This window comes from Saccharopolyspora sp. NPDC047091, from assembly GCF_040643635.1.
Taxonomy (GTDB): domain Bacteria; phylum Actinomycetota; class Actinomycetes; order Mycobacteriales; family Pseudonocardiaceae; genus Saccharopolyspora_C.
Genome location: NZ_JBEYUS010000013.1, coordinates 1 through 25861 on the forward strand (window position 1 = coordinate 1; position 25861 = coordinate 25861).

The 25861-nt window shown below is 73.0% G+C and carries 25 protein-coding genes and 1 other RNA gene; 17 read left to right on the top strand and 9 right to left on the bottom strand.

Annotated features, from left to right (window positions below; all coding sequences use genetic code 11):
* Positions 1-105 precede the first annotated feature (105 nt).
* Complete coding sequence (locus ABZ805_RS08770; protein ID WP_358436453.1) at positions 106-765, bottom strand: superoxide dismutase family protein; 660 nt, start codon at positions 763-765, stop codon at positions 106-108.
* A 117-nt stretch (positions 766-882) separates the two neighbouring features.
* Between ABZ805_RS08770 and ffs the strand changes: the two genes are divergently transcribed.
* Together ffs and ABZ805_RS08780 are read left to right on the top strand one after the other, a co-directional pair.
* Positions 883-979, top strand: an RNA gene (gene ffs / locus ABZ805_RS08775) — signal recognition particle sRNA small type.
* Positions 980-1047: 68 nt separating this feature from the next.
* On the top strand, positions 1048-3414 hold the full coding sequence (locus ABZ805_RS08780) for a DNA polymerase III subunit gamma and tau (RefSeq protein WP_358436456.1): 2367 nt from the start codon (positions 1048-1050) through the stop codon (positions 3412-3414).
* A gap of 68 nt (positions 3415-3482) precedes the next feature.
* Here ABZ805_RS08780 and ABZ805_RS08785 read toward each other — a convergent pair whose 3' ends face one another.
* Entirely contained in the window at positions 3483-5297 is a 1815-nt protein-coding gene (locus ABZ805_RS08785) for a S9 family peptidase (protein WP_358436459.1), read from the bottom strand.
* Between the two features lie 260 nt (positions 5298-5557).
* Between ABZ805_RS08785 and ABZ805_RS08790 the strand changes: the two genes are divergently transcribed.
* From ABZ805_RS08790 to ABZ805_RS08830, 9 genes are all read left to right on the top strand, one after another.
* Positions 5558-6316, top strand: coding sequence for a thaumatin family protein (locus ABZ805_RS08790; RefSeq protein ID WP_358436461.1), 759 nt, complete (start codon positions 5558-5560; stop codon positions 6314-6316).
* 209 nt (positions 6317-6525) lie between these two features.
* Positions 6526-6852 carry a YbaB/EbfC family nucleoid-associated protein gene (locus ABZ805_RS08795; RefSeq protein WP_358436673.1) on the top strand — a complete coding sequence of 109 codons (327 nt, stop codon included), beginning with the start codon at positions 6526-6528 and terminating at the stop codon, positions 6850-6852.
* Between the two features lie 13 nt (positions 6853-6865).
* Positions 6866-7462 (top strand): recombination mediator RecR, encoded by a 597-nt coding sequence (gene recR / locus ABZ805_RS08800; RefSeq protein WP_224957109.1) that lies wholly within the window; start codon positions 6866-6868, stop codon positions 7460-7462.
* A gap of 49 nt (positions 7463-7511) precedes the next feature.
* Positions 7512-8096 carry a uridine kinase gene (locus tag ABZ805_RS08805; RefSeq protein ID WP_358436464.1) on the top strand — a complete coding sequence of 195 codons (585 nt, stop codon included), beginning with the start codon at positions 7512-7514 and terminating at the stop codon, positions 8094-8096.
* Between the two features lie 358 nt (positions 8097-8454).
* Entirely contained in the window at positions 8455-10143 is a 1689-nt protein-coding gene (locus tag ABZ805_RS08810; protein ID WP_358436467.1) for an ABC transporter substrate-binding protein, read from the top strand.
* Positions 10144-10258: 115 nt separating this feature from the next.
* Positions 10259-11269 carry an ABC transporter permease gene (locus ABZ805_RS08815; protein WP_358436469.1) on the top strand — a complete coding sequence of 337 codons (1011 nt, stop codon included), beginning with the start codon at positions 10259-10261 and terminating at the stop codon, positions 11267-11269.
* Positions 11270-11271: 2 nt separating this feature from the next.
* Positions 11272-12198 carry an ABC transporter permease gene (locus tag ABZ805_RS08820; protein ID WP_358436472.1) on the top strand — a complete coding sequence of 309 codons (927 nt, stop codon included), beginning with the start codon at positions 11272-11274 and terminating at the stop codon, positions 12196-12198.
* 40 nt (positions 12199-12238) lie between these two features.
* Positions 12239-13237: an ABC transporter ATP-binding protein gene (locus ABZ805_RS08825; protein WP_358436475.1), complete on the top strand. Its 999-nt coding sequence runs from the start codon at positions 12239-12241 to the stop codon at positions 13235-13237.
* Complete coding sequence (locus ABZ805_RS08830) at positions 13234-14304, top strand: ABC transporter ATP-binding protein (RefSeq protein WP_358436478.1); 1071 nt, start codon at positions 13234-13236, stop codon at positions 14302-14304. The genes ABZ805_RS08825 and ABZ805_RS08830 overlap by 4 nt, the downstream gene beginning before the upstream one ends.
* Here the strand turns inward: ABZ805_RS08830 and ABZ805_RS08835 are convergent.
* On the bottom strand, positions 14267-15196 hold the full coding sequence (locus ABZ805_RS08835; RefSeq protein WP_358436481.1) for an AraC family transcriptional regulator: 930 nt from the start codon (positions 15194-15196) through the stop codon (positions 14267-14269). The genes ABZ805_RS08830 and ABZ805_RS08835 overlap by 38 nt on opposite strands.
* An 82-nt stretch (positions 15197-15278) precedes the next feature.
* On the opposite strand from ABZ805_RS08835, the gene ABZ805_RS08840 reads away from it, so the two are divergent.
* On the top strand, positions 15279-16109 hold the full coding sequence (locus ABZ805_RS08840) for an NAD(P)H-binding protein (protein WP_358436483.1): 831 nt from the start codon (positions 15279-15281) through the stop codon (positions 16107-16109).
* Between the two features lie 88 nt (positions 16110-16197).
* Positions 16198-16620: a pyridoxamine 5'-phosphate oxidase family protein gene (locus ABZ805_RS08845; RefSeq protein WP_358436486.1), complete on the top strand. Its 423-nt coding sequence runs from the start codon at positions 16198-16200 to the stop codon at positions 16618-16620.
* A gap of 130 nt (positions 16621-16750) precedes the next feature.
* On the opposite strand, the gene ABZ805_RS08850 is transcribed toward ABZ805_RS08845, so the two are convergent.
* The gene (locus ABZ805_RS08850; protein WP_358436488.1) at positions 16751-17695 is read right to left on the bottom strand and encodes an EamA family transporter; all 945 of its coding nucleotides are present in this window, start codon (positions 17693-17695) and stop codon (positions 16751-16753) included.
* A 72-nt stretch (positions 17696-17767) separates the two neighbouring features.
* On the opposite strand from ABZ805_RS08850, the gene ABZ805_RS08855 reads away from it, so the two are divergent.
* Positions 17768-18664, top strand: a complete 897-nt coding sequence (locus ABZ805_RS08855) for a LysR family transcriptional regulator (protein WP_358436490.1) — start codon at positions 17768-17770, stop codon at positions 18662-18664.
* Positions 18665-18753: 89 nt separating this feature from the next.
* Here the strand turns inward: ABZ805_RS08855 and ABZ805_RS08860 are convergent, their stop codons facing one another.
* Both ABZ805_RS08860 and ABZ805_RS08865 read right to left on the bottom strand, forming a co-directional pair.
* Positions 18754-20334 (bottom strand): hypothetical protein, encoded by a 1581-nt coding sequence (locus ABZ805_RS08860; protein WP_358436493.1) that lies wholly within the window; start codon positions 20332-20334, stop codon positions 18754-18756.
* A 16-nt stretch (positions 20335-20350) separates the two neighbouring features.
* Positions 20351-20491, bottom strand: a complete 141-nt coding sequence (locus ABZ805_RS08865) for a hypothetical protein (RefSeq protein WP_358436495.1) — start codon at positions 20489-20491, stop codon at positions 20351-20353.
* Between the two features lie 685 nt (positions 20492-21176).
* Here ABZ805_RS08865 and ABZ805_RS08870 point away from each other — a divergent pair.
* On the top strand, positions 21177-22412 hold the full coding sequence (locus ABZ805_RS08870; RefSeq protein WP_358436498.1) for a VanZ family protein: 1236 nt from the start codon (positions 21177-21179) through the stop codon (positions 22410-22412).
* A 59-nt stretch (positions 22413-22471) separates the two neighbouring features.
* On the opposite strand, the gene ABZ805_RS08875 is transcribed toward ABZ805_RS08870, so the two are convergent.
* Both ABZ805_RS08875 and ABZ805_RS08880 read right to left on the bottom strand, forming a co-directional pair.
* Complete coding sequence (locus ABZ805_RS08875; RefSeq protein ID WP_358436500.1) at positions 22472-22828, bottom strand: hypothetical protein; 357 nt, start codon at positions 22826-22828, stop codon at positions 22472-22474.
* Complete coding sequence (locus ABZ805_RS08880) at positions 22825-23301, bottom strand: DUF6247 family protein (RefSeq protein WP_358436503.1); 477 nt, start codon at positions 23299-23301, stop codon at positions 22825-22827. Before ABZ805_RS08880 ends, ABZ805_RS08875 begins: the two co-directional genes overlap by 4 nt.
* Before the next feature lie 137 nt (positions 23302-23438).
* On the opposite strand from ABZ805_RS08880, the gene ABZ805_RS08885 reads away from it, so the two are divergent.
* Both ABZ805_RS08885 and ABZ805_RS08890 read left to right on the top strand, forming a co-directional pair.
* Entirely contained in the window at positions 23439-23657 is a 219-nt protein-coding gene (locus ABZ805_RS08885; protein WP_358436506.1) for a Scr1 family TA system antitoxin-like transcriptional regulator, read from the top strand.
* Positions 23658-23672: 15 nt separating this feature from the next.
* Positions 23673-23870, top strand: coding sequence for a DUF397 domain-containing protein (locus ABZ805_RS08890; RefSeq protein WP_358436508.1), 198 nt, complete (start codon positions 23673-23675; stop codon positions 23868-23870).
* A gap of 140 nt (positions 23871-24010) precedes the next feature.
* On the opposite strand, the gene leuA is transcribed toward ABZ805_RS08890, so the two are convergent.
* Entirely contained in the window at positions 24011-25801 is a 1791-nt protein-coding gene (leuA, locus tag ABZ805_RS08895) for a 2-isopropylmalate synthase (protein WP_358436510.1), read from the bottom strand.
* Between the last annotated feature and the right edge of the window lie 60 nt (positions 25802-25861).

A 25861-nucleotide genomic window follows, 5' to 3' on the forward strand; every position in this document is an offset into this window, starting at 1 on the left:
TTGCGCCCCCGGGGGGGGGGGGGCGCGGGCGGCCCGCGCCCGCGGGGGGGGGGGGGGGCGGGGGGGGGGGGGGGGGCGCCCCCCCGCCCCCCCCCCCCGCCGGGCTCAGGACTGGATGTTCAGGCAGGCGGCACGACCACCCGCGGTGCCCGCCTGGCCCGCGCCGGTGTTCGTGTTCGACTCCTCGTGCAGCACGATCGACTTCGGGGCCCGCTCGCCGGTGATCCCGAACGGGACCGTCGCCGTGGAGCTGCCCGCGCCCTGCGCGTCCGTCTGCAGGTCCAGCCAGATCTCGTTCTGCGGGTTCGCGTACGCCGGGTCCGAGGACGGGTTGCCCGGGCCCGCCGCCGGGTCCTGCCTGTTCTGGAAGTGCGGCCCCGCCGCGTCCCCGGTCGGCCCGCACGCGTTCACGTGCGCGTGCGCCGCGTACCCGCGGTTCGGCTGCAGGCCCGAGACGGTGAAGGTCACCACCGTGGACTGCTCGGAGCCGTCGACGGTGGCCTTCACCTGCGCGCCCTCCGGGGCCAGCTGCGGGTTGTAGGTGAACGCGCCCCCCTGCCCGCCGGGCTGCGCCAGCGTGCCCTCGAACGCCTGCCCGCCACCGCCGCTCTGCTGCTCCTGCACCTCCGGGGGCGGCGGCGTGCCCGGTCCGGGCGGCTGGGTGGACGGAGCACCAGGGGGCGTGCACGCGGTCAGCGCGAGAGCCGCGACCGCACTGCCGAGCACGAGCGCCCGGCGACCGGCAAAAGAGATCCGCAGAGACATGCAGCAGATCATGCCCGAATCGGCCGAATCAGGCGACGACCGGCCCTGGTGGTGAGCCTCGCACCGGTGGTGGCCCGGAGGGGGTTCGAAGCCCGCCGGGGTACGCGCTAGACTCTTGGTGGGACTCCGTGCGGCGTCCATCCTGTGAACTCCCCCAGGGCCGGAAGGCAGCAAGGGTAAGCGGGCTCTGGCGGGTGCACGGGGTCCCGCTTACTTTTCCCCGGCCGCCCGCACCCCACGTCCCGATCCGGGGCGTCGGTGCCACCGCGTAGGGTTCCGACCGTGGCGCTCGCCCTCTACCGCAAGTACCGTCCGGCGACCTTCGCTGAGGTCGTCGGCCAAGAGCACGTCACCGAACCGCTGCGCACCGCACTGTCGGCGCAGCGCATCAACCACGCGTACCTGTTCTCCGGGCCGCGCGGCTGCGGCAAGACGTCCAGCGCGCGCATCCTCGCCCGGTCGCTGAACTGCGCGCAGGGGCCCACGCCGGACCCGTGCGGGGAGTGCGACTCGTGCGTGGCGCTCGCCCCGGAAGGCTCGGGCAGCGTCGACGTCGTCGAACTCGACGCGGCCAGCCACGGTGGCGTCGACGACACCCGCGAACTCCGCGACCGGGCCTTCTTCGCGCCCGCCCAATCGCGGTACCGCATCTTCATCATCGACGAAGCGCACATGGTGACCACGCAGGGCTTCAACGCCCTGCTGAAGATCGTCGAAGAGCCGCCCGAACACCTCATCTTCGTGTTCGCCACCACCGAACCGGACAAGGTGCTCACCACCATCCGGTCCCGGACGCACCACTACCCGTTCCGGCTGATGCCGCCCGGGGTGATGCGCGAACTGCTCGAACGCATCTGCGGCGACGAGGGCGTGCAGGTCGAACCGGCCGTGTACCCGCTGGTGATCCGCGCGGGCGGCGGTTCGGCGCGCGACACGCTCAGCGTGCTCGACCAGCTGCTCGCCGGCGCCGGGGACGACGGGGTCACCTACGAGCGGGCGGTCGCGCTGCTCGGCGTCACCGACGTGGCGCTCATCGACGACATGGTGGACGCGCTCGCCGCCGGGGACGGCGCCTCGGTGTACGGCACCGTCGACAAGCTCGTCGAAGCCGGGCACGACCCGCGCCGCTTCGCCACCGACCTGCTCGACCGGCTCCGCGACCTGGTGCTGCTGCACGCGGTGCCCGACGCGGGCAGCCGCGGGCTCATCGATGCTGCGGGCGACGAGCTCACCAAGATGCAGACCCAGAGCGAGCAGCTCGGCGCCGCGACGCTGTCCCGGTTCGCCGAGATCGTGCACACCGGGCTGCAGGACATGCGGGGTGCGACCGCGCCGCGGCTGCTGCTGGAACTGCTGTGCGCCCGGATGATGCTGCCCGCCGTGTCCGAATCGGAGAGCGCGCTGCTGCAGCGCGTCGAGCAGGTCGAACGGCGCATGACGCTCGCGCCGCCCGCCGGGACCGACGGGGCCGCGGCACCCGCCGCTCCGGCCGCCGCTGTTGCTCCCGCGGGGGACGCGGCCGCGGGGAAGCGGGTGTTCCAGCGGCCCAGCGACCGGCAGCCGTCGGCCGAACCCCGGGCCGAGGAGCGCGGCGCGCCGCAGGCTCCGGCACCGCAGGAGGCCGCCCCGGCGGAGCAGGAACCGGCTCCGCAAGCGCAGGCTCCGCAGGCCCGAGCGCCGCAGACCCAGGTTCCGCAGGAACAGCCTCCGCAGGAACAGCCTCCGCAGGAACAGCCTCCGCAGGAACAGCCTCCGCAGGGCGCAGCCCAGCAGGCCGCCCCGGCTCAGCCGAGCCCGGCCCCGGAGGAAGCGCCCGCGAGTCCCGAGCCCGCACCGCAGCAGGCCGCGCCCCAGCAGCCCGCACCGCAGCAGGCCGCCGCGCCGGCTCCGCAGCCCGCGCACTCCGAACCGGCCGAACCGGCCGTCGCCGACCCGGGCGCCGCGCACTCCGCGGGCTTCGGCGCCGCCGACGTGCGCCGGGTGTGGACCGACCTGCTGCGCGCCGTCGCCCAGCGCAACCGGCCCACCCAGGCGCTGCTGCTCAACGCGACGGTGCACGACTACGCCGACGGCACGCTGGTGCTGACCATGCCCACCTCGGGGCTGGTGAAGCAGTTCGCGCAGCAGCGGCGCATCGACTTCGTGCGCGAGGCGATGGCCGAGGTGCTCGGCGCGGGCACCGACTACGACGTGCGCTGCGTCGAAGCCGGGTCCGCCCCGCCGCCGCAGCGCCCCGCCGGGGCCGCGAAGCCCGCCCCGCAGCAGCCGGCCCAACCCGCCGCGCCGCCGACCTACAGCAGGCCGAGCGCCGCGCAGCAGCAGGAGCAGCGCCCGCCGGAATCCGGCAACGGCAACGGCAACGGCCAGCGCCGCCCCGCCCCGGCCCGCCGCGGTGCGTCGTCCGGCCGGGGCCGCTCCGACGACATCCCGCCGCCCCCGGAGCCGCCGCCCGAGGACGAACCTCCGCCGGAGGACGCGTACCCGCCGCCCGCGGCACCGCCGCCGCCGGACGACGATGAGGACGAGGAGTCGATGATCGCGGGTTCCTCCCCTGCATCGGCCGCCGAAGCGGCGCCGCGCCGCGGCCGGGAGGAAGAGGCCGTCCAGCTGTTCGCCGCCGAACTGGGCGCCCGCAAGATCGACGAGTGACGGTCCCGCGCAGGTGAATGGCCCATCCGCCCAACCTCAATGGGCGAGTGGGCCATTCACCTGGTGCGTCAGATCAGGTGGCGGGTGAGGAACGCCAGCGCCCGCGGGTAGGCGTCGAGGCGGTTGGCGCGCTTCGCCAAGCCGTGGCCCTCGTCGTCGAAGACGAGCAGTTCGCACTCGACGCCGCCGCGGCGCACCGCCGTCGCCAGCTGCTCCGCCTCGGACAGCGGCACCCGCGGGTCGTTCGCCCCGTGGATCACGAACAGCGGCGCCGAGATCGCGTCCACGTGCGTCAGCGGCGAGGCCTCCCGCAGGAACTCGGCGTCCGCGGCCAGCGACCCGTACTCGCGCTCGCGGTGCGCCCGCCGGTACGGCGAGGTGTTCTCCAGGAACGTCACCAGCGAGGAGATGCCGACGATGTCCACCCCGGCGGCCCACCGCTCCGGCTGGAACGCCAGTCCGGCCAGCACCATGTACCCGCCGTACGAGCCGCCCCACAGCGCCGACCGCGCCGGGTCCAGCCCGAGGCTCGGCAGCCAGTCGTGCAGCGCCGCGAGGTCCCGCACCGAGTCCAGCCGCTTGCGCCCGTCGTCGGCGCTGTACCAGCGCTTCCCGTAGCCGGTGGAGCCGCGCACGTTCGGCACCAGCACGGTGTGGCCCTGCGCGGCGAGTGCTTGCACGATCGGGTTGAAGGTGCGCACCGACTGGCCTTCCGGCCCACCGTGGATGATCAGCACCGAGGAGCCGGTGGGGTCCGCGGGCCGGTACGCGAAGCACGGCACCTGCTCGTCGTCGGGTGCGGGGACGCGGTGCACCGACGGCGTCACCAGCCGTTCCCCGGCGAGCGCGGCCGCCGAGTCGGTCATCGCCAGCGGCGGGTCCTCCTGCTCGGCGTCGAGGACCAGCACGTCGCCGGGCACGTCGGGGGCGCTGAAGGACAGCGCGACCAGCCGCGAATCGGGGGACCACACCGGGGAGGGCAGCGGGAACGCGCACCAGCCGTCGGCGGGCAGCGGGACCTCCCGGCGCAGCCGCCCGGTCCGCGCGTCGTGCAGCGCCAGCCGGCCCGCGCCGTCGTCGTTCGTCTGCACCAGCAGCGAGTTCCCGTCCGGCGCCAGCCAGCCGAGCAGGTCGTGCTCCTCGGAGGTCACCAGCCAGGTGCGGTCGCCGGTGCGCGGGTCGATGCGGGCCACGCCGACGCGGTCCCGGTCCGCGTTGCTGCTCACCACCAGCCCGGAGTCGTCGGGCAGCCAGCGGACGTGCGTGTTGCGGGTGTGCTCGCCGGGGCCGGTGAGCACCCGGAGGCGCTCGCCGTCGGTGGTGGGCATCGTGTCGACCAGCAGCACCTGGTCGGACATCGGCTGCTCACCGGGCAGGGTCAGCGCCAGGTAGTGGCTGTCGGGGGAGGCCGCGGCCTCCTGCACCATGCCGCCGCCGTCGTAGACGACGATCTCCTCGCCGGTGAGGGCGCTGCGGATGACCACGTCGAAGTCGACGCCGTTGCGTCGGTTCGTGGCGTACACGAGCCGGCCGGGCAGCACGTCCAGCAGCCGGTGCACGTAGCGCGGGTCCCGGACCAGCGGCTGCAGGTCGTCGAGCTCGGCGGGCCGGGTGCGGCGGCGGTCCAGGCGCATCAGGGACAGCTGACCGCGCTCGTTGCCGCCGGTGTCGTGCTGGATGATCGCCGCGCGCTCGCCGGGCAGGTAGCGGCCGGTGACCGCCCCGGACAGCGCGGTCAGCGCCGTCGCGCCGCCGTTGGGGGAGAGCTCCACGAGCTGGGTGGAGCCCGATTCGTCGGACCCGGCGAGCACGCGCCCCGCCTCGTCCACGTCGAACGCCCGCCAGCTCGCCAGTTCCAGCAACCGCACCATGTCCACCGCCATGCGCTCACCTTGTCACGCGCGGGACGCGCGGGGACCTGCCGGTAGGTGGTGATCAACACCTTGATCGTTGCGGCCGGTGGGCGACGCGGCGGGGCCGTCCGCCGGATCGCGTCCGGCCACCCGGCGGAGCCGGGTGCTACCGCCGCAGGGGTGAAACCGGTCCGCCCGGACCCTGGGAAATTCGCCGCACCGGCAGGGCCGCCCCGGCGTTCTACGATGATCGGCGACCGCTCAGCCGCCGCGTTGCTCGAAGAGGACCCATGCGGACATCAGCGTGCCTGCTCGCCGGCCTGCTCCTGCTCACCGGGGCGGCGTCGGCCACCGCGCAGGAGACCCCGGATCGCCAGGAGACCCCGGACCACACCGTCACCTTCGTCAACGATTCCGGCGAGGAGCTGTGGATCGGCAGCACCGTCAACCCGGACGGTTCACCGCAGCTCACCGGCCTGCCGGTGCTGGCGGACGGCGAGTCCGCGACGATCACCGTCCCCGAGTCCGGCGAGGCGGGCCACTGGCGCGGGAAGTTCTTCGCCCGCCAGGGCTGCTCCGGCGAACCGGGCGCCGACTTCCACTGCGCCATCGGCGACTGCGGCCCGGAGGCGGACACCTGCACCACCGGGGAGGAACCGGCCGGGCTGGCGGAGTTCAACTTCGACCCCGCCGACCCGGACGCCCCCTGGTACAACGTCAGCTACGTCAACGCGGTGTCGCTGCCGATCACGATCGAACCGGACGACTCCGACCCGCCGCCGGACTCCGGGCAGTGCGAGCAGGTCGGCTGCGCGGAACCGCTGCTGGCGCACTGCCCGCCGGAGGACCTCACCGGCGGCGAGGACGGGCAGCCGCAGCTGTGCACGAACCCGAGCCGGGACGAGAAGACCTCGTACAGCGACGCCCTCAACGAGCACTGCCCGCGCGCGTACGCGTGGTCGAAGCAGGACCAGGAACCGGGCAACGACGTCATGCGCAACTGCCCGTCGTGCGGCGGCCTCACCGTCACCTTCCACCGGCCGAGCTGAGCCGCGGGCCGACACGGCGGGTGGTCGCGGCCGGGGCGGGCCCGGCACGACTACCCTGGGCGGAGTGCCCGTTCCGGGCACGTGCCCACGCTGGGTTCGGGCCGGTCGAGCCGGAACGCCGGGCGCGATCGACAGCCCACGCGACGAATCCCAGCGGCGACCGCGAACAGCTCTGGAGGACCACGGTGCAACCGGGCGGCCAGCCGAACATGCAGCAGATCATGGAACAGGCGCAGCAGATGCAGCAGCAGCTGATGAGCGCGCAGCAGGAACTCGCCGACGCGGAAGCGACCGGCAGCGCGGGCGGCGGGCTGGTGACGGCGGTCGTCAGCGGCACCGGCGAGCTCAAGTCGGTGACCATCGACCCGAAGGCTGCCGACCCCGAGGACACCGAGACGCTCTCGGACCTGGTGGTGGCGGCGGTGCGCGACGCGAACCGGGCCGCGCAGGAGCTCCAGGCCGAGAAGATGGGCCCGGTGACCGGCGCGCTGGGCGGCGGTCAGGGACTGGGCGGGCTCGGCCTGCCCGGCATGTGACGGAGAGTCCACAGTGTACGAAGGTCCGGTCCAGGATCTGATCGACGAGCTGGGCAGGCTGCCCGGCATCGGTCCGAAGAGCGCCCAGCGCCTCGCCTTCCACCTGCTCGCGGCGGAACCGGCGGACGTGACCCGGCTGCAGGAAGTGCTGCAGAAGGTCAAGGAAGGCGTGATGTTCTGCGAGATCTGCGGCAACGTCTCCGAGCAGGAGAAGTGCCGGATCTGCCAGGACGCGCGCCGCGACACCGCGCTGGTGTGCGTGGTGGAGGAGCCCAAGGACGTCCTCGCGGTGGAGCGCACCCGCGAGTTCAAGGGCCGCTACCACGTGCTCGGCGGTGCGCTGGACCCGTTGTCGGGCATCGGGCCGGACCAGCTGCGGGTGCGCCAGCTGCTGACCCGCATCGGGACCGACGAGATCACCGAGGTGATCATCGCGACGGACCCGAACACCGAGGGGGAGGCGACGGCGACGTACCTGGTGCGGATGCTGCGGGACTTCCCCGGGTTGAACGTGACGCGGCTGGCCTCGGGGCTGCCGATGGGCGGTGACCTGGAGTTCGCGGACGAGCTGACGCTGGGGCGCGCCCTGTCGGGCCGCCGCGCGATGTGAGGCGGGTGGCGGGGCGCCGGGCGTCCCGCCACCGGGCCGAGGCGCGGTGGTGAGCGAGTTCGACCGGGCCGCCGAGGCGGCGATCGCGCACCTGCTGGCGGCGCCCGCGCGGCTGGGCCCGGTGCGGGTGCTGGCGGTGGACGGGCCGTCCGGTGCGGGCAAGTCCACGTTCGCCGATCTGCTGCTGTCCCGGCTGGGTGCGGTCGACGCCCGGCTGGTCCGCACCGATGATTTCGCCACCTGGGACGAGCCGGTGGAGTGGTGGCCGCGGTTGCGCGCGGGGGTGCTGGAGCCGTTGGCCGCGGGGTCGCCGGGCGGGTACCGGCGCACCGAGTGGCCGGGCGGGCGTCCGGTGCCGGGCGCGCACGTGCCGGTGCCGGTGCCGGAAGTCCTGGTGCTGGAAGGGGTTTCCGCCGCCCGCGCCGCCATCGCGCCCCGATTGTCCACAGTGGTCTGGGTAGAGCCGGTGGGCGCGGCGCTGCGGCTGGAGCGGGCCGTGGCGCGCGATGGCGAGGACGCGCGCGGCGAGCTGCGCCGCTGGCAGCGCTTCGAGCAGGAGTGGTTCGCCGCGGACGGCACCCGCGCCCGCGCGGACGTCCGCATCGGGCCCGCCGCGACCGGTGCACCCGGCTGATCCGTCCGGCGGGAATCGCGGTCGTCCGGAACCGGGAATCGACCGCGGAACGCTGAAGATCATTTCCCCGATATCGCGCGGAATGCGGCGGTGAACGGTGCACCGGGTTGCGCCATCCGGGTCAATTATGCGCTCGGAAAACCGCGTTAGTGCGGGAATTCGGACTCGGTTGCCGCAGTGAAATAGCAGGTCAAGGGCATAGTCTGGCATTGCCAGAATTTCTGGTGATCGCTGGGAAAATTCGTGCGCGCCGATTCTGCGAGGGTAGCGAGATCGTAACCTGACCTACTTCGGCGGCGGCGTTTCGCGGGCTATTGTTCTCCGCAATGTGAGACCTGAGACACATCGAGGTGCTGTGATGAGAGCTCCGTCGAGACCGCACTCGCCCGGCGTCCGGCGCCGGGCCGCGATCGCGGGGATCACCTGCGCGCTCGTGGCGGCCGCAGCGGCAGGATGCGCCGAATCCCAACGCGGCGAGGGCGGCGGCGACGGTGGCAGCCTCACCTTCGGCGCCGCGGGCGCCCCCGACCTGTTCGACCCGTTCTACGCCTCGGACGGCGAGACGTTCCGCGTCACCCGCCAGATCATGGAAGGCCTCGTCGGATTCAAGGCGGGCACCGCCGACGTCGAACCGGAGCTCGCCGAACGCTGGGAGCACACCCCCGACGGCACGACCTGGACCTTCCACCTGCGGCAGGGCGTGAAGTTCCACGACGGCACCGCCTTCGACGCCGACGCGGTCTGCAAGAACTTCGAGCGCTGGTACCACCAGACCGGCGCCGGGCAGAACAACGCGCTGTCGTACTACTGGATCGAGAACTTCGGCGGGTTCGCCGACGGCGCGCGGCCCTCGCTCTACGACTCCTGCGAGAGCCCCGACCCGGCGACCGCGGTCGTGCACCTCACCCGCGCCACCTCCAAGTTCCCCGACCTGCTCGGCCTGCCCGCGTTCAGCATGCAGTCGCCGACCGCGATGGACCGCTACCGCGCCAACGACGTGCGCGCCGAAGGCGACAGCTTCGCCTACCCCGAATACGCGCAGTCGCACCCGACCGGCACCGGACCGTTCCGGTTCGTCTCCTACGACCAGGGCAACGCCGCGATCCGGCTGGAGCGCAACGACGACTACTGGGGCGAGCCCGCGAAGCTGCACGACCTCACGTTCCGGATCATCCCGGACGAGACCACCCGCAAGCAGGAACTCGAATCGGGCGGCATCGACGGCTACGACCTGCCCAACGCCGCCGACCTGAAGTCGTTGCGGGACGCGGGGAACCAGGTCGAGGTCCGCGACCCGTTCAACGTCATGTACCTGGGGATCACGCAGAAGAACAACCCGAAGCTGCGGGACCTGCGGGTGCGCCAGGCGCTGGCGCACGCGGTGGACCGGGAGAACCTCGTCAAGGCGAACCTGCCCGAGGGCGCCGAGGTCGCCACCCAGTTCTACCCGGACACCGTCGACGGCTGGGCGCCCGATGTGCAGCAGTACCCGCACGACCCGGCCCGCGCCCGGCAGCTGCTCGCCGAAGCCGGGGCCGGCGACCTCACCCTGACCTTCTACTGGCCCGCCGAGGTCACCCGGCCCTACATGCCGGACCCGCAGGGCATCTACAACGCGCTCGCCGAAGACCTCCGCGAGGTCGGCATCACGGTGAACGCGGTGAGCAAGCCGTGGAACGGCGGCTACATCGACGACGTGGACAACGCGCGCGCCGACGTGTTCCTGCTCGGCTGGACCGGGGACTACAACACGCCGGACAACTTCATCGGCACCTTCTTCGGCACGCCCACGAACCGCTTCTACACCGCGGAATCCCCGTGGGGCGAGCAGCTGGCCGCCGAACTCCGGGCCGCCGACGGCGAACCGGACGAGGTGAAGCGCAACGGGATGTACCAGGAGGTCAACCGGAAGTTGCTGGCCGACTACCTGCCCGCCGTCCCGCTGTCGCACTCGCCGCCCGCGATCGTCGTCGGCGAGAACGTGCACGGGCTCGTCCCGTCCCCGCTGACCGCCGAGGAGTTCGCCGGGGTCACCGTCACCGGCTGACCCGGGGGCCGCCGCGATCCCGCGCGATCGCGGCGGCCGCACCGGGGGATCCACCGTCCACATCGGACCCGAACCGACCCGCAGAGGACGCAGTACCGCACAACCCGGGGGACGCTTGCTCCGCTACACGATCCGGAGACTGGCACAGCTGGTGCTCGTCGTCTTCGTCCTGTCCGTGCTGCTGTTCGGCTGGCTGCGGCTGCTGCCCGGCGGCCCGGTGTCGGCGCTGCTCGGCGACCGCGCCACCCCGGAATCCCGCGCCGCGCTCGAAGCGCAGCTCGGCCTGGACCAGCCGATCTGGTCGCAGTACGGGAGATTCCTGCTGCGCGCGCTCAGCGGCGACTTCGGCACCTCCACCGGCGTGCAGCGCGGATCGCCCGCGGTGGAGGTGTTCCTCACCCGCTTCCCCGCGACCATCGAGCTCTCGTTGCTGGCGCTGCTGCTCGCCGTCGCCGTCGGCATCCCGCTCGGCTACCTCGCCGCGCGCCGCCGCGGCGGCTGGTGGGACAACCTGAGCATCACCTGGTCGCTCGTCGGCGTCGCGGTGCCGGTGTTCTTCCTGGCGTTCCTGCTGAAGTTCGTGTTCGCCGTGCAGCTCGGCTGGCTGCCCGCCTCCGGCAGGCAGGACATCGGGCTCGACGCCACCCGCGTCACCGGCTTCTACGTCCTCGACGGGCTCCTCACCCGCGAGTGGGACGCCGCGTGGAACGCGCTGGTGCACCTGGCGCTGCCCGCGGTCGCGCTGTCCACGATCCCGTTCGCGGTGATCTTCCGGATCACCCGGGCCGCCGTCCTCGACGTGCTCGACGAGGACTACGTGCGCACCGCCCGCGCCAAAGGCCTCAGCGGCGCGGTGATCCGGCGCAGGCACGTGCTGCACAACGCGATGCTGCCGGTCGTCACCACCGTCGGGCTGCAGACCGGGGCGCTGCTGGCCGGCGCGGTGCTCACCGAGCGGGTGTTCAACATCGCCGGGATCGGCCAGGCCGTCGCCGTCGGCTTCGAGCGCAAGGACTTCCCGGTGCTGCAAGTGGTGATCCTGGCGGCGGCGATGGTGTACGTGGTGGTCAACCTGCTCGTGGACCTCTCGTACGCGCTGATCGACCCCCGATTGCGGGCGAGGTGACCGTGGTGACCCGGACCGCGCGCAAGGCGCGCATCGACGACCTGGCCGCGGCGGACCTCGGCGTCAGCCTCGTCGCCTCCGCGTGGCGGCGGCTGCGGTACAGCCCCGTGTTCCTCGTCGGCGCCGCCCTCATCGGACTGTTCGTGCTGCTCGCCGTGTCGGCGCCGCTGCTCGCCCCGCACGACCCCGGGCTGCACCTGCTGGAGAACCAGGTCTCGCGCGCCGACAACACGATTCCGCCCGCGCAGCCCGGACATCCGCTCGGCGGCGACCAGTACGGCCGCGACCTGCTGTCCCGGCTGCTGCTCGGCTCGCAGCAGACGCTGCTGGTGGCGCTGCTGGCCACCGTCATCGGGCTCGGCGGCGGGCTGGTCCTCGGCTTGCTCGCCGGCGCGTTCGGTGGCTGGGTCGACGCGCTCGTCATGCGCGTCGTGGACGTGCTGCTGTCCGTCCCGTCGCTGCTGCTGGCCGTGTCCATCGGGGCGCTGTTCACCCAGCAGAACCGGTTCACCGTGATCCTCGCCGTCGCGCTCGTGCAGGTGCCGATCTTCGGCAGGCTGCTGCGCGGCACCATGCTCGCCCAGCGCGCCAGCGACCACGTGCTCGCCGCGCGGGCGCTGGGCGTGCGGGAGAGCGCCATCGTGTTCCGGCACATGCTGCCCAACGCGCTCGGACCGGTGATCGTGCAGGCCACGCTCGTGCTGGCCACCGCGATCATCGACGCGGCGGCGCTGTCGTTCCTCGGCCTCGGCGCCGCCGACGACTCGGTGCCGGAATGGGGCCAGATGCTCGGGGGTGCGCAGGACGTCATCGACTCGCACCCGCAGCTGGCGTTCTGGCCCGCAGGCTGCATCATCCTCGTCGCCCTCGGCTTCACCCTGGTCGGCGAGTCGTTGCGGGACGCACTGGACCCGAAGCGGCGGCGCTGAGCGCGCCGCCCGCGACCACCCACCTGTGAGGACCTCGGATATGGCACTGCTGGAAGTCCGCGACCTGTCGGTGGTGTTCGCGCGCCGCGGCGAACCACCGGTCACCGCGGTCGACGGCATCTCCTTCGACGTCGAACCGGGCCGCACCGTCGGGCTCGTCGGCGAATCCGGGTGCGGCAAGTCCGTCACCTCGCTCGCCATCATGGGCCTGCTGCCGCCGCGCGGCGCCGAAGTCGGCGGCTCCGTGCGGTTCGACGGCACCGAACTGCTCTCGCTCGGCAAGAAGGAGCTGGACCGGCGGCGCGGCAGCGACCTCGGCATGGTGTTCCAGGACCCGCTGACCTCGCTGAACCCCGTGGTGCCGATCGGATTGCAGGTCTCCGAGGTCATCGAGCGGCACCGCGGCCTCGCCCGCAAGCAGGCCATGCCGGAGGCCGCGGACCTGCTGCGCCGCGTCGGCATCCCGGACCCGACGCGGCGGCTCAAGGAGTACCCGCACCAGCTCTCCGGCGGGATGCGGCAGCGCGCGCTGATCGCGATGGCGCTGGCCTGCCGGCCGCGGCTGCTCATCGCCGACGAGCCGACCACCGCGCTCGACGTGACGATCCAGGCGCAGATCCTGAACCTGCTGGCCACGCTCGTCGCCGATACCGGCACCGCGCTCATCATGATCACGCACGACCTGGGGGTGGTCGCCGGGCTGTGCGACGAGGTGAACGTGCTCTACGCGGGCCGCGTCGTGGAGCGCGCCACCCGGCACGAGCTGTTCGCCCGGCCCCGCCACCCCTACACCTCGGGGCTGCTCGCCTCGGTGCCGCGGCTGGACTCGCCGCGCGGGCGGCGGCTCGCGCCGATCCGCGGCTCGGTGAGCGACAACATCCCGTGGGACACCGGGTGCGCGTTCAGCCCGCGCTGCCCGAACGCCCTCGACGTGTGCGGGCAGGAACCACCGGACGCGTCCATCGACGTGGGAGCGCGGCTGCTGCGCTGCCACAACCCGGTCCGGGAGATCGCCGCCAGCACCGCGGAGCAGTCATGACGAACACGACACCCGGCGCGCTCGCCGCGCCTGCCGGCACCGCGGACCGCGAGGTGCTCGTCGAGGTCACCGACCTCGCCGTGCACTTCCCGATCAAGCGCGGCGTGGTGCTGGACCGCACCGTCGGCCACGTGCACGCCGTGGACGGGGTGACGCTGGGCGTGCGGCGCGGCGAGACCTACGGCCTCGTCGGCGAATCCGGCTGCGGGAAGTCCACCCTCGGCCGCGCCCTGCTGCGGCTCGAACGGCCCACCGGCGGCCGCGTCGTGTTCGACGGCACCGACCTGTCCGGGATGAAGGGCGAATCGCTGCGCCGGATGCGCCGCCGCATGCAGATGGTGTTCCAGGACCCGCTGTCCTCGTTGGATCCGCGGCAGTCCGTGGAGGCGCTGCTGGTGGAGGGGATGCGCGCGCACGACCTGGACCGGGGCCGCGACTCGACCGCCGCCCGGCTGCGCGAGCTGCTCGCCGCGGTGGGCCTGCCCGTCTCGGCGCTGCGCAAGTACCCGCACGAGTTCTCCGGCGGGCAGCGCCAGCGCATCGGCATCGCCCGGGCGCTCGCCGTCGGACCCGACCTGGTCATCGCCGATGAGCCGGTGTCCGCGCTGGACGTATCGGTGCAGGCGCAGGTGGTGAACCTGCTGGAAGACCTCCAGGGCGAGTTCGGCCTCACCTACCTGGTCATCGCGCACGACCTCGCCGTGGTGCGGCACATCGCCGACCGGGTCGGCGTCATGTACCTCGGCGGGCTCGTGGAGGAGGCCGGGTCCGACGAGCTGTACACCGCGCCGCGCCACCCGTACACGAAGGCGCTGCTGTCCGCGGTGCCCGTGCCCGACCCGCGGGTGGAGGACCGGCGCGAGCAGATCCTGCTCTCCGGCGACCTGCCGTCCCCGGCCGATCCGCCCACCGGCTGCCGCTTCCACACCCGCTGCCCGTGGCGGCGGCCGGAGCGGTGCGACACCGAACGCCCCGAGCTGCGCACCCTCGGCACCGGGCACCGGGTCGCCTGCCACTACGCGGAGGAGATCAGCGGGCCGCCGCCTGCCGGAACTCGCTCGGGTTGATGCCGCGGACCCGCTTGAACGCGGAGCTGAACCCGAACGGGTCCGCGTAGCCGACGGTCCGCGCGACCTCCGCGACCGTCGCCGCCTCCCGGTCCACCAGCAGGTCCGCGGCCAGCGTCATCCGCCAGCGCGTCAGGTACGTCAACGGCGGCTCGCCCACCAGTTCCGCGAACCGCTTCGCCATCGTCGACCGCGACACCCCGGTGCGGGACGCCAGCGCGCCGACCGTCCACGGCGCCGCCGGTTCCTCGTGCAGCAGCCGCAGCGCGGCGCCCACCACCGGGTCGTGCTGCGCCGCCCACCAGGCCGGGGGTTCGCCGCCGGGCCGGTCGAACCACGAGCGCAGCGTGCAGACCAGCATCCAGTCCAGCAGCCGGTCCAGCACCACCTGCTGGCCGGGCGCGTCCACGGCGACCTCGGCGGCCAGCTGCTCCAGCACCGGGTCCGCGGTGCCCCCGGCGTCCACCCGCAGCAGCACCGGTAGCGCGTCCAGCAGCCTGCGGCTGATCTCGCCGCGCGCCGGGTACGCGCCGGTGATCAGCGTGGTCGCTCCCGCGTCCCCGGCCGGGTCGCTCCAGCCGAGCCGGTGCCGCGCGCCGCCCTGCTCCGGCGTCGCGCAGTCCACCCCGCACTCGACGGGCTCCGCGCTCGTGCCGACCTCGTCGACGAAGGCGAACGTCCCCGGTCCGCGCACGATCATCGTGTCCCCGGCGCGCAGCCGCTCCGGCGGCAGGCCCGCAGGCACGACCCAGCCCGAGCCGGTCAGCGCGGTGACGAGCGTGAGCGGCGCGCCGTCCGCGAAGTGCAGCGACCACGGCGGCGAGACGGTCGTCGTGCCGAACAGGGAACCGTGCGCCCGCACCCCGCGGATCAAGTCGCTGAACGCATCCACCCCGTCGAGCGTAGACGAACGGACAGGCGATCCGGCTCTTCACCCATGTGCGCGTCCGGTCCGGGCGCGTTGAATCGGTGGCATGACCGACACGACCCTCGTCCTCGGCGCCACCGGCAAGACCGGCCGCCGCATCGTCCCCCGGCTGCGGCTGCGCGGCGTCCCGGTGCGGGCCGCGTCCCGGTCCAGCGCCACCCGCTTCGACTGGCACGACCCGGCGGGCTGGGACGCGGTGCTGCGCGGCGTGGACGCCGTGTACCTGGTGGCGCCGCGCGAACCGGGGCCCGCGCACGACTTCGTGGCCCGCGCCGCGGCGGCCGGGGTGCGGCGGCTGGTGCTGCTGTCCGGGCGCGGTGCCGACCGCTGGGGGGAGTCGGACTTCGGGCGGGACATGCGGTCCGCGGAGGACGCGGTGCGCGGTTCGGCGCTGGAGTGGACGGTGCTGCGCGCGTCGAACTTCGCGCAGAACTTCGACGAGGAGGTGTTCCTGCCCGCGCTGCTGGCCGGGGAACTCGCGCTGCCCGCGGGGCCGGTGCCGGAACCGTTCATCGACGTCGAGGACGTCGCCGACGCCGCCACCGCGGTGCTCACCGAGCCGGGACGGCACGCCGGGCGGACCTACGAGCTGTCCGGACCGCGCGCCATCACCTTCGGTGAGGTCGTCGACCTGATCTCCCGCGCCACCGGGCGGTCGATCACCTACCGCCGCACCGCGCCCGCCGCGTACGAGGCGGCGCTGATCGCGGAGGGCGTGCCCGCGGCGGACGCGCACGACGTGGTCGCGATGTTCGAGCTGATGGCGGACGGGCTGATCGCCGAGACCACCGGCGAACTCGCGGCCCTGCTCGGGCGCGCGCCCCGCACGTTCGAGGACTACGTGGTGCGGGCCGCCGCGGCGGGCGCCTGGGGGTGAGCGCCGCTCGGGGGCGGGCGGGCCATCTGCATCCACAAAGGACTGAAAAGCACTTCTCCGACCACACGGCGAAAGCGGAGGGAAGACCATGAACACCGGCACCCCGACCACCGAAGACCTCGCACTCCTCCGGCGCCCGCTGCACGGTTTCCTGACCGTCGCGGCGGCCCCGGTCCCGGCGCAACCCCGCCCGGTCTGGTTCGACGCCGCCGCCGACGGCACGATCCACCTGTTCACCGAACCCGGCTCGCTCAAGGTGCGGCGGCTGGAGCGCGATCCGCGCGCCTCGCTCGTCGTCGCCGCCCCGGTGGGGGAGCGCGAGCACTGGGTGTCGGTGGCCGGTCGCGTCACCTTCGAACCGGACGGGGCGGAGGACCTGGCCCGCCGCCTCGCCGCCCGCTACTGGGACCTGACCGACCCGACGCGCATCGCCGACCTCGACGCCATGCTCGCCGCCGGAGTTCTCCGCTGCACCCTCCACCCGGAGAAGACCCACCGCTTCACCTACTGACCGCGGCGGTCCCGGCATCGCGCTCGTCGACGTCTGCTGCGACTCCGATGAGGCTCCCCAGGCCGGGCCGTCCGGACGCGCCGGTGGGGCATCGCGCCCGTGGGACCTCCTGCCGCTCCGCGGGGGCCGGTCACGCGTTCCGGTGTTCTCCGGTCGCCGGTGCCGCTTCGAGCGGGGGCGCGACGGGTTCGAGGGGTGGCGGGGTGGCGCGGGGCGGGCGGCTGCCGAGGAGGACTCCGCCGACGACGACCGCCCCGGCGGCGAGCTCGACCGGGTGCGGCTGCTCGCCCAGCACCAGCCACGCCGAGGTGACGCCGACGATCGGCACCAGCAGCGAGAACGGTGCCACGGTGCTCGCCGGGTACCGCGCCAGCAGCGTCGTCCACAGCCCGGAGCCGACCACGGTCGCCAGCAGCGAGGTGAACGCCAGCCCGCCCAGCGCCGCCCACCCGGCGGGGGACAGCACGGAACCGGCGACCGCCCGCCAGCCGGTGCCGGGCCCTTCCAGGAACGCGGACAGCACGAACATCGGCACCGGCGGCACGATCGACATCCACAGCGTCAGCCGCAGCGGGTTCGGCGCCTGCGCCTTGCGGCTGCACAGGTTGCCGATCGCCCAGCCCAGCGCGCCGCACAGCGCGAGCAGCACCGGCAGCAGCGCCGCCGCCTGCGCCCGGTGCCAGCCGATGGCGGCCATGCCCAGCACGGCGATCGCGATGCCCGCGGCCTGCACCGGCCGGATCCGCTCCCGCAGCAGCACCCCGCCGAGCAGCACCGTGAACGGCGCGGACGCCTGCAGCACCAGCGAGGCGAGCCCGGTCGGCAGGCCCGCGTCCATCGCCAGGAACAGGAACGCGAACTGCACGGTGCCGAACCCGAGCCCGTAGCCCAGCAGCCACCGCCACTTCACCCCGGGCAGCGGCACCAGCAGCACGGTCGGCACCGCGATCACCAGGAAGCGCAGCCCCGCGAAGAACAGCGGCGGGAACCACCGCAGCGCGTAGTCGAGGGCGAGGAAGTTGATGCCCCACAGCAGGGCGACGAAAGCGGCGAGGAGGCGGTCTCGGGCGGTCACGGCACCGAGCCTGCGCGGACGCTCCATGAAGGACAAGCGAGATTATCTGCAACGTCCGTGTAGTTTCGCTTCATGGAGGTTCGGAGGTTGCGGCTGCTGCGCGAGCTGGCCGATCGGGGGACCGTCACCGCGGTGGCGAAAGCGCTGGACTACACGCCGTCGGCGGTGTCCCAGCAGCTCAAGGCGCTGCAAGCGGAGGCGGGCGTGCCGCTGACCGAACCCGCGGGCCGCAGCCTGCGGCTCACCGACGCGGGCTGGGCGCTGGTGGCGCGGTCCGACGAGGTGCTGGCCGCGCTGGAGCGGATGGACGCCGAGCTGAACAGCTTCCGCTCGGCACCGCGCGGCACGGTGCGGCTGGCCGCGTTCCCGTCCGGCGCGCTGCTGGTGCTGCCGGGTCTGCTGAGCAGGCTCGCCGCGCAGCCGCAGCTGCGAGTGGAGTTCCACGACGTCGACATGCAGCCGTCGGAGGTGCCGGGCCTGCTCGCCGACTTCGACGTGCTGATGACGCACCGGGACGACCACGCGCCGCCGTTCGACGCGGCCCGCGCGGAGATCACGCCGCTGTACCGGGAACCGCTCGACGTGGCGCTGCCGCCGGACCACCGGCTCGCCCGCAAGGACCGGGTGGAGCTCACCGAGCTGGCCGAGGAGCCGTGGATCGGGGTGGACGTGGGGTTCCCGGTGGACGACGTGCTGCGCTCGCTGGCGGTGCGGACCGGGACCCGGCCGGAGGTGGTGCAGCGGATCAACGACTTCCGGATCACCGAGGCGCTGGTCGCGGCGGGGCACGGGGTGGCGCTGCTGCCGCGGTTCGTGCTGGACAACCCGAATCTGGTGCTGCGCCCGCTGGCCGGGGTGCGCGCGGGCCGCAACGTGGAGGCGGTGACCCGGCGCGGCGCCACGGACCGGCCCGCGATCCGCGCGGTCCTGGAAGCCCTGCGCGCCGAGTCCCACGAACGCACCACCTGACCCGCGGGGCGAACGGCCCGCTCGCCCGAGGGCGTGCCGCTCGCCGCCCGCCCCGGCGCGCCCGTTCGGCCGACCGCACCCGGCCCGGCTCACCTCGGCGGGTGCGCCTGGGCCCACCGGGCGATCGCGGCGACCTCGTCCGCGTGCTCGGCGAGCGTGTCGCCGACGATGCCGACGACCGGGATGTGCCCGGGCCGGGCCACGTCCGCGGGCCGGCGCACGAAGCCCTTCTCGTGCACCCCGGTGCTGCCGGGCCCGGGCGTGCCCTCCGCGAGGTGCCCGGTGGTGCGCGCGTACCGGGTCAGCACCCGCGGCTCCCGCAGGTCCCGGTCCACGCCGAACCACTGCTGGCTCAGCGGGAACAGCGCGGACAGCGCGTCCCACCAGCCCTCCGCGGCCAGCAGCAGTTCCGGGTGCCGGCCGCGCAGCTCCGCGACGAGCCGCCGGTAGCCGTCCACCAGCTCGAACCGCGGATCGTTGAACCAGTAGCCGAGGGTGTCGAAGAACGCCGCGTCCACCCCGAACTCGCGCACGATCGCCGACACCGACTCGACCAGGTGCGCCCGGAACCGCGGCTCGCCCGGGTTGAGGAACACCTGGTCGCCCTCGCCGGTGCGGTCGCCGTCCCAGTCGGGCCGGTTGAGCAGTTCCGCGTAGCGCCCGGTGTCGTTGCGGATCACCGACCGCTCCCAGTCCGGGTAGGCGGTCACGTTGGCGCCGTGCCCGCCGAACATCGGCATCAGCCGCACGCCGAGCTCGCGCGCGGCCTCGGTGAACCGGTGGAACCCGGCGTCCCCGCCGAGGTCCGCGCCGGGCCGGTAGCGCGGGTAGTCGTGGTAGTAGCGGCCTTCCCAGCCGGGCAGGTAGGCGAGCACCCGGTGCGGCTCGACGTGCCGGGTGACGAAGCGCAGCGCCTCGGCCATCGCCGGGAAGGTGTTGAACACGTGCCCGGTCCAGTGCTGTCCGTGCAGCGTGACGACCAGCGCGACGTCCCGCAGCCAGTCCGGCACGTCGGTCCGCTGCTCCCACGGCACCAGCCGGTGGGCGTCCGCCACGAAGGACAGGTGTTCGTCCAGGTCGGCGTCGAGGCCGCCGCGGCGCAGCCGGATCGGCGGCACCCGGTGGCTCGTGGTGCGGGCGGAGGCGGCGGGCAGGTGCACCAGCTCGACGATCCGCCCCGGCGCGTAGACGGGCCGGTGCACGTGCAGGATCTGCCGCCGCACCAGCGGGTCCCGCACGCTGAGCGCGAGGTCGCCGCAGGCCGCCCACGGCGTCGCCCACTCGGGCCCGGGGTAGTCCAGCTGGAAGCGGTCGCCGAGTTCCCGGCCGCGGCCGGTGTTCGGCGCCCACCACGGCTCGTCGGGAATCCCGGTGAGCAGCAGCTTCACCGCTTTCACCGGTTCCGGGTGGTGCACGTGGATGGTCCACTCGGTGTGGTCGCCGCCGGTGCGCAGCTCGACGTCGACGCCGCCGTCCGCGGTGCGCTGCCCGCCGAGGAGGGCGAGCCGGTCGCAGCGCAGCCGCCCGTCCTGGAGGCGGCAGCTCGCCGGGTCGAGCCCGTAGCCGTTGCCGGTGGTGAACACCTGCACGGCCCAGCGGAGGTCGCTGCCGGGCAGCGGGAAGTACGGGTCGCGGGGGTCGAAGCTCAGGTCCGCGTCGATGAGGGCCATGAGCGCTCCCCGTGGCTCAGGTGCTGGACGGTTCCGTGTAGGTCGCGATCTTGTCGAGCAGCGCCGCGAAGTCGTCCGCCTCGTCCGCGTCGAAGATCAGCGTGTCGCCGGGTGGGAGCACGACGGCAACCCGGTCGCCCATGACCAGGATCGACACGGAGCGATTCTCGCCTCCGGAGTCGTGGCACGGAATCCGCCATCGGAGGTCATCGCTGTGCTCTTCGATCGGCCGCATGTCGTCCTGTCCGCCGCGTGCTGGGTGGGCAGGCATGACTGAACCGCGCGGGGCGCGCACCGACAAGTGGAGTAGACCGAACGAGTACCCCAATTGTGATCAACTTCGATGGGGTTCGGCGGACCAGTGCCCCTGGTCGTGCCGGGAGGGCGGCCGGCCCCGACAGGCCGTGGCCTACCGGCCGCTCTCCCGAATTTCCCCAGGGGTGAGTCTGATCACAGCAACCTTTCGCCGCTCCCGCATTCTCCGGGTTCAAGATCCACCGCGACTACCCCCTTTAGTCGAGTCGATGCACTGATCGTGACCGACCGGATATCGACCCCCTAAGGTTTCGGATCGGCTCCGCCGTCGTGCGCGGGACCATCGGGTGGCTTGCCCCGCGGCGCGCGCCGGGCGGTGGGCGGATCCGTTTCGCGCGCTTCCTGCCTGGGAAAAACGTGATGTGCGCATGCCGGACACCGCTGTTCGGTTGCCGCCGCGGGCAGAAGTGCGTTCTTCCGCACTGAAGGGCGAGCCCGCGGGGGCCGGTGCGGAAAGGTGGAGCGGCCCGAACGGAACCGCCCGGTCGAGGAGCCGGGTGACAGCGCTGAGTGATCGAGGAGCACGGTTGATCGACAGGGTGACGCCCGCGGTGATCGCAGTCGTGTGCGGAGTCCTGCTGGCGGTGTTGTTGTTCGTGCCGTTCGTCGCCCGCGAGTACCGCTGGCGCGGCGGGACCGGTGCGGGCCGGATGCTGGTGGTGCTCGGCTTCATCGTGCACTGCTGGGCGCTGATGACCTACACGCTGCTGCCGTTGCCGGAGGTGGGGCCGGGGTTCTGCGCCGATCCGGCGGCGTACGCGCCGCAGCTGGAGCCGCTGCACTTCCTGGCGGACTTCCGCGCGGCGTCCGGTGGTCTCGCCGCGCTGATGCGCGATCCGATGGTGGGGCAGGCGCTGCTGAACATCGCGCTCTTCGTGCCGCTGGGCATGTTCGTCCGGCACCTGTTCCGCTCCAGCCGGATCGGCACGGTCGCGATCGGGTTCGCGACCTCGCTGCTGATCGAGACGACGCAGCTCACCGGGGTGTGGTTCCTGTACCCGTGCGCGTACCGGCTGTTCGACGTGGACGACCTGCTGATGAACACGCTGGGCGCGGTGTTCGGGCTGCTGCTGGCGCCGGTGCTGGAGCTGGTCGGCGGCAAGGCGCCCACCCGCCCGATGACGCCGCGCCCGGTGACGGCGCAGCGGCGGCTGCTCGGGATGGCCTGCGACGTGGCGGCGCTGGTGCTGACCGGGGCGGCGCTGCACAGCGGGGTGGTGGCGGTGCTGCTGCTGGTGACGGGGGCGCCGTCGATGGTGCTGCCCGATCCGGCGCAGGCGGTGCTGAACGCCTGGTTGCCGGGAGTTCTGGTGCTGCTGGTGCCGACGATGGTGGGCAGCGGCGGCACGCTGGGGCAGCGAGCGGTGCTGCTGCGCCCCGCGCTGCCGGACGGCGCGCTGCCCGGCAGGTTGCGGCTGCTGCTGCGGGTGTTCTTCGGCAGCGGCCAGTACGTGCTGCTGGTCGGTTTCGCCGACCTCGGCCCGAGCGAGGTGAACCGGCTGGCCGTCGGGTTCGCGCTGCTGTCCGCGGTCGCCGTCTGGTTCACCGCGGAGAGCCGCGGCATCTCCGCCTGGCTCGCCGGACTGTCCATGATGGACACCCGGATGCCGAGGTCGAAGTTCCGCAAGCGCAAGGGCGACCCGTTCACCCCCGGCGAGACCATCCTCGTCGGCAGCCTCCCCACCTTCGAACCCGGCGGCCGCGACCTCCGCGACCTCGTCGACCCCCGAGGAGTAGGAGCCCACCGCAGACCCGACCGGTGATCGGCTCCGCCCGGGACGTCAGCGGTCTCGGCGGACGGTTCGTCGGCTGGGTGCGGCTCTCACTCGGTGGACTTCGGATGACTCGGGCCGGCGTGGACGATCCAGACCGTCGAGCGTTCCTCGTCGAGCAGGTACCAGACCCGGGCCGCTCCGGTGACCTCGAGCTGCCACTGAGGCAGCGTGCGCCCCTCGAAGGTGCGAGTGCTGAGCGAACCCTTCATGCGGTGGTGCCGCGTCGTGGGTGGTGATGGCGCGGGCTCGGAGCTCATCTGTTCCCATGCCCAGCGGGTGTTCGCCGGTTCGGCCTGGCACAGCTGGTCCCAGCCCTTGCCCGCGTCGTTGTTGCCGCAGCGGACTTCCCACTTGTCCGGTCCCGCGGGCGGCGCGACCCGGTGCTTGCGTTTGGTCTGGTTCATGATCCCGGCGGAATCGTCGCAGGTCCGCTGTCTTCGGCGTCCTGGGTCAGGCGTGCCAGCAGGTCGGGATCGGCGTGCACCTCGGCGGTGTGCCGCCATTCGGTGATGACCTGGACGACGGGCGCGTGGTTCTCGATCGAGTCCGCTGCGCGGAGGGTCTCCACCAGCTCCACGACGAACCCCCGAACGTCTTCGGCGGGCAGGAACCGCACCCAGGGGAACGCTTCCGGGACGACATCGACCAGGAGGCTCAACGCGGCCCTGTCGTGTCGCATCATCGCGACGAACATCCGCGTGGTGGCGGAAACGAGCTCGGTCTCCTGCTCGGCGTGTGCGGCCGTGGTCAGCACCAGGTCCTCGTCGTCCCGCCTGCGCAACCGCATCGAGTTCGCCGGGTTCGAGTCCAGCTTGGCGAGGGTGGCCTTCGGGTGGTTGATCAAGTCCGAGAAGGCGGTTTCAACTGCGGCGACCATACTTTGAAAGTAGTTCGAAAGTCGCGGTGGCGCAAGGAGCTTCCCTCCTCCGGGGGTTCGCCGGTGTGTGACCGGCGCCGCTCAGCCGAACAGGAGTGAGGGTGTCCGTCCAGCGCGTGGCGTAGGCCGACATCGGCATGCACGCCGCGATGGGTACCGCGTTCACGATGCTCGACTTCGCGACCCTGTACGACCCGGTGGTGTACCTGGACAATCTCAGCGGGGCGAGCTACCTCGAAGAGCCCGAGGAGGTGGACCGCTACCGGCAGGTCTTCGAGCACCTGCGGGCGAGCGCGCTGGACCCGCGCGTCTCCCGGCGCAGGCTCGACGAACTGCGCCATCTGCACGAGGTCTGACTGGAGGAGGAGACCGTGGGCGACGGATTACCGAAGAACTGGCGCACCAGCAGCTACAGCAACGGCGGCGGCCAGTGCGTCGAGGTGGGTGGTCTTCCGGGTGGCGCGGCCGTCCGCGATTCCAAGGACCGCGCCGCCGGGCACCTCTCCTTCGACCGTCCGCAGTGGACGGTCTTCCTCGCCGCCGTCGCCCGCGGGCGGTACCGGCGCTGAACGGCGAAGAGCCGCGCCCGCGCACGGGATTCCGTGCGCCGACGCGGCTCTTCCACCCGGATCAGCGGTGCGTCCGAACCAGCGCGCCCGGCTCGGCGGTGCGCCCGGACCAGCTCGCCCGGATCAGCGGCCCGCCCGGATCAGCGGTGCGCCCGGTTCACCGCCGAGACCACCGCGCGGAGCGAGGCGGTGACGGTGGAGGTGTCGATGCCCACGCCCCAGAGGACCTCGTCGCCCACCGCGCACTCCAGGTAGGAGGCGGCGCGCGCGTCGTCGCCCGCGGTCAGCGCGTGCTCGTTGTAGTCCAGCACCCGCACGTCGTAGCCGACGGTGCTCAGCGCGTCCACGAACGCGGCGATCGGGCCGTTGCCGGTGCCGGTGATCTCCTGCTCGCTGCCGTCCACGACGACCTTCGCGGTGACCGTCTCGTGGCCGGTCTCGCCGCTGAGGGTGCGGGACACCAGCTCCAGCGGGCTGCGCGGCTCCAGGTACTCCTCGGAGAACACCTGCCACATCGCGCCCGGTGACACCTCGCCGCCGTCCGAGTCGGTGCGGGCCTGCACCAGCTTCGAGAACTCGATCTGCAGCTTGCGCGGCAGGTCCAGCTGGTGCTCGCTCTTCATGATGTACGCGACGCCGCCCTTGCCGGACTGCGAGTTCACCCGGATCACGGCCTCGTAGCTGCGGCCCACGTCCTTCGGGTCGATCGGCAGGTACGGGACCTCCCACGGGTGGTCGGCCACGTCGGCGCCGGCGCGCTCCGCGTCCACGCGGAGCGCCTCCAGGCCCTTGTTGATCGCGTCCTGGTGGCTGCCGGAGAACGCCGTGTAGACCAGCTCGCCGCCCCACGGGTGCCGCTCGGGCACCGGCAGCTGGTTGCAGTGCTCCACGGTGCGCCTGATGTGGTCGATGTCCGAGAAGTCGATCTGCGGGTCGATGCCCTGGCTGAACAGGTTCATGCCCAGCGCCACCAGGTCCACGTTGCCGGTGCGCTCGCCGTTGCCGAACAGGCAGCCCTCGATGCGGTCCGCCCCGGCCTGGTAACCCAGCTCCGCGGCGGCGATGCCGGTGCCGCGGTCGTTGTGCGGGTGCAGCGACAGGATCACCGAGTCGCGGCGCGCCAGGTTCCGGTGCATCCACTCGATGGAGTCGGCGTACACGTTCGGCGTGGCCATCTCGACGGTCGACGGCAGGTTGAGGATCACCGGCCGCTCCGGGGTCGGCTGCCAGATCTCGGTGACCGCGTCGCAGACCTCGACGGCGAAGGAGAGTTCGGTGCCGGTGTAGGACTCGGGCGTGTACTCGAAGCGGAAGTCGGTGTCGGAGTACTTGCCCGCGTACTCCAGCGTCAGCTCGGCGCCCATCTTGGCGATCTTCTTGATGCCCTCGCGCTCCTCGCGGAACACCACGCGGCGCTGGAGGATCGACGTCGAGTTGTAGATGTGCACGATGGCGCGCGGGGCGCCCTCCAGCGCGGCGAAGGTGCGCTCGATCAGCTCCGGCCGGCACTGCGTCAGCACCTGGATGTGCACGTCCTCGGGGATCGCGTCGTCCTCGATGATCTCGCGCACGAAGTCGAAGTCCGTCTGGCTGGCCGCCGGGAAACCGACCTCGATCTCCTTGTAGCCCATCCCGACCAGCAGGTCGAACATGCGGCGCTTGCGGGCGGGCGACATCGGATCGATCAGGGCCTGGTTGCCGTCCCGCAGGTCCACCGCGCACCACAGCGGGGCGCGGGTGATGCGCTGGTCCGGCCAGGTGCGGTCCGGCAGCGACACGTCCTCGACCAGCTCGTGGAACGGGCGGTAGCGGTGGTACGGCATCGAGGAGCCGCGCTGCGCGTTCCAGGGCTGCTGGTCGGCCGGTGCCTGGCGGGACGGCGTGCGTACCCGGCCGGTGAAGGGGGCCTGGGGTTCCTGCGGCGAAGTCATCGGGTGTTCGTCTCCTGCTGGTCGGATGTCAGAACCGCAGACCGGCAGGTTGCTACCCCG

What these genes read in the sequence shown, in the direction of transcription:
- ABZ805_RS08770 (WP_358436453.1), bottom strand. Translation starts at nt 765, where the DNA reads ATGTCTCTGCGGATCTCTTTTGCCGGTCGCCGGGCGCTCGTGCTCGGC.
- ABZ805_RS08830 (WP_358436478.1), top strand. Translation starts at nt 13,234, where the DNA reads ATGACGAACACGACACCCGGCGCGCTCGCCGCGCCTGCCGGCACCGCG.
- ABZ805_RS08880 (WP_358436503.1), bottom strand. Translation starts at nt 23,301, where the DNA reads ATGGTCGCCGCAGTTGAAACCGCCTTCTCGGACTTGATCAACCACCCG.
- ABZ805_RS08790 (WP_358436461.1), top strand. Translation starts at nt 5,558, where the DNA reads ATGCGGACATCAGCGTGCCTGCTCGCCGGCCTGCTCCTGCTCACCGGG.
- ABZ805_RS08855 (WP_358436490.1), top strand. Translation starts at nt 17,768, where the DNA reads ATGGAGGTTCGGAGGTTGCGGCTGCTGCGCGAGCTGGCCGATCGGGGG.
- ABZ805_RS08860 (WP_358436493.1), bottom strand. Translation starts at nt 20,334, where the DNA reads ATGGCCCTCATCGACGCGGACCTGAGCTTCGACCCCCGCGACCCGTAC.
- ABZ805_RS08875 (WP_358436500.1), bottom strand. Translation starts at nt 22,828, where the DNA reads ATGAACCAGACCAAACGCAAGCACCGGGTCGCGCCGCCCGCGGGACCG.
- ABZ805_RS08825 (WP_358436475.1), top strand. Translation starts at nt 12,239, where the DNA reads ATGGCACTGCTGGAAGTCCGCGACCTGTCGGTGGTGTTCGCGCGCCGC.
- ABZ805_RS08785 (WP_358436459.1), bottom strand. Translation starts at nt 5,297, where the DNA reads ATGGCGGTGGACATGGTGCGGTTGCTGGAACTGGCGAGCTGGCGGGCG.
- ABZ805_RS08845 (WP_358436486.1), top strand. Translation starts at nt 16,198, where the DNA reads ATGAACACCGGCACCCCGACCACCGAAGACCTCGCACTCCTCCGGCGC.
- ABZ805_RS08840 (WP_358436483.1), top strand. Translation starts at nt 15,279, where the DNA reads ATGACCGACACGACCCTCGTCCTCGGCGCCACCGGCAAGACCGGCCGC.
- ABZ805_RS08885 (WP_358436506.1), top strand. Translation starts at nt 23,439, where the DNA reads ATGCACGCCGCGATGGGTACCGCGTTCACGATGCTCGACTTCGCGACC.
- ABZ805_RS08795 (WP_358436673.1), top strand. Translation starts at nt 6,526, where the DNA reads ATGCAGCAGATCATGGAACAGGCGCAGCAGATGCAGCAGCAGCTGATG.
- ABZ805_RS08810 (WP_358436467.1), top strand. Translation starts at nt 8,455, where the DNA reads ATGAGAGCTCCGTCGAGACCGCACTCGCCCGGCGTCCGGCGCCGGGCC.
- leuA (WP_358436510.1), bottom strand. Translation starts at nt 25,801, where the DNA reads ATGACTTCGCCGCAGGAACCCCAGGCCCCCTTCACCGGCCGGGTACGC.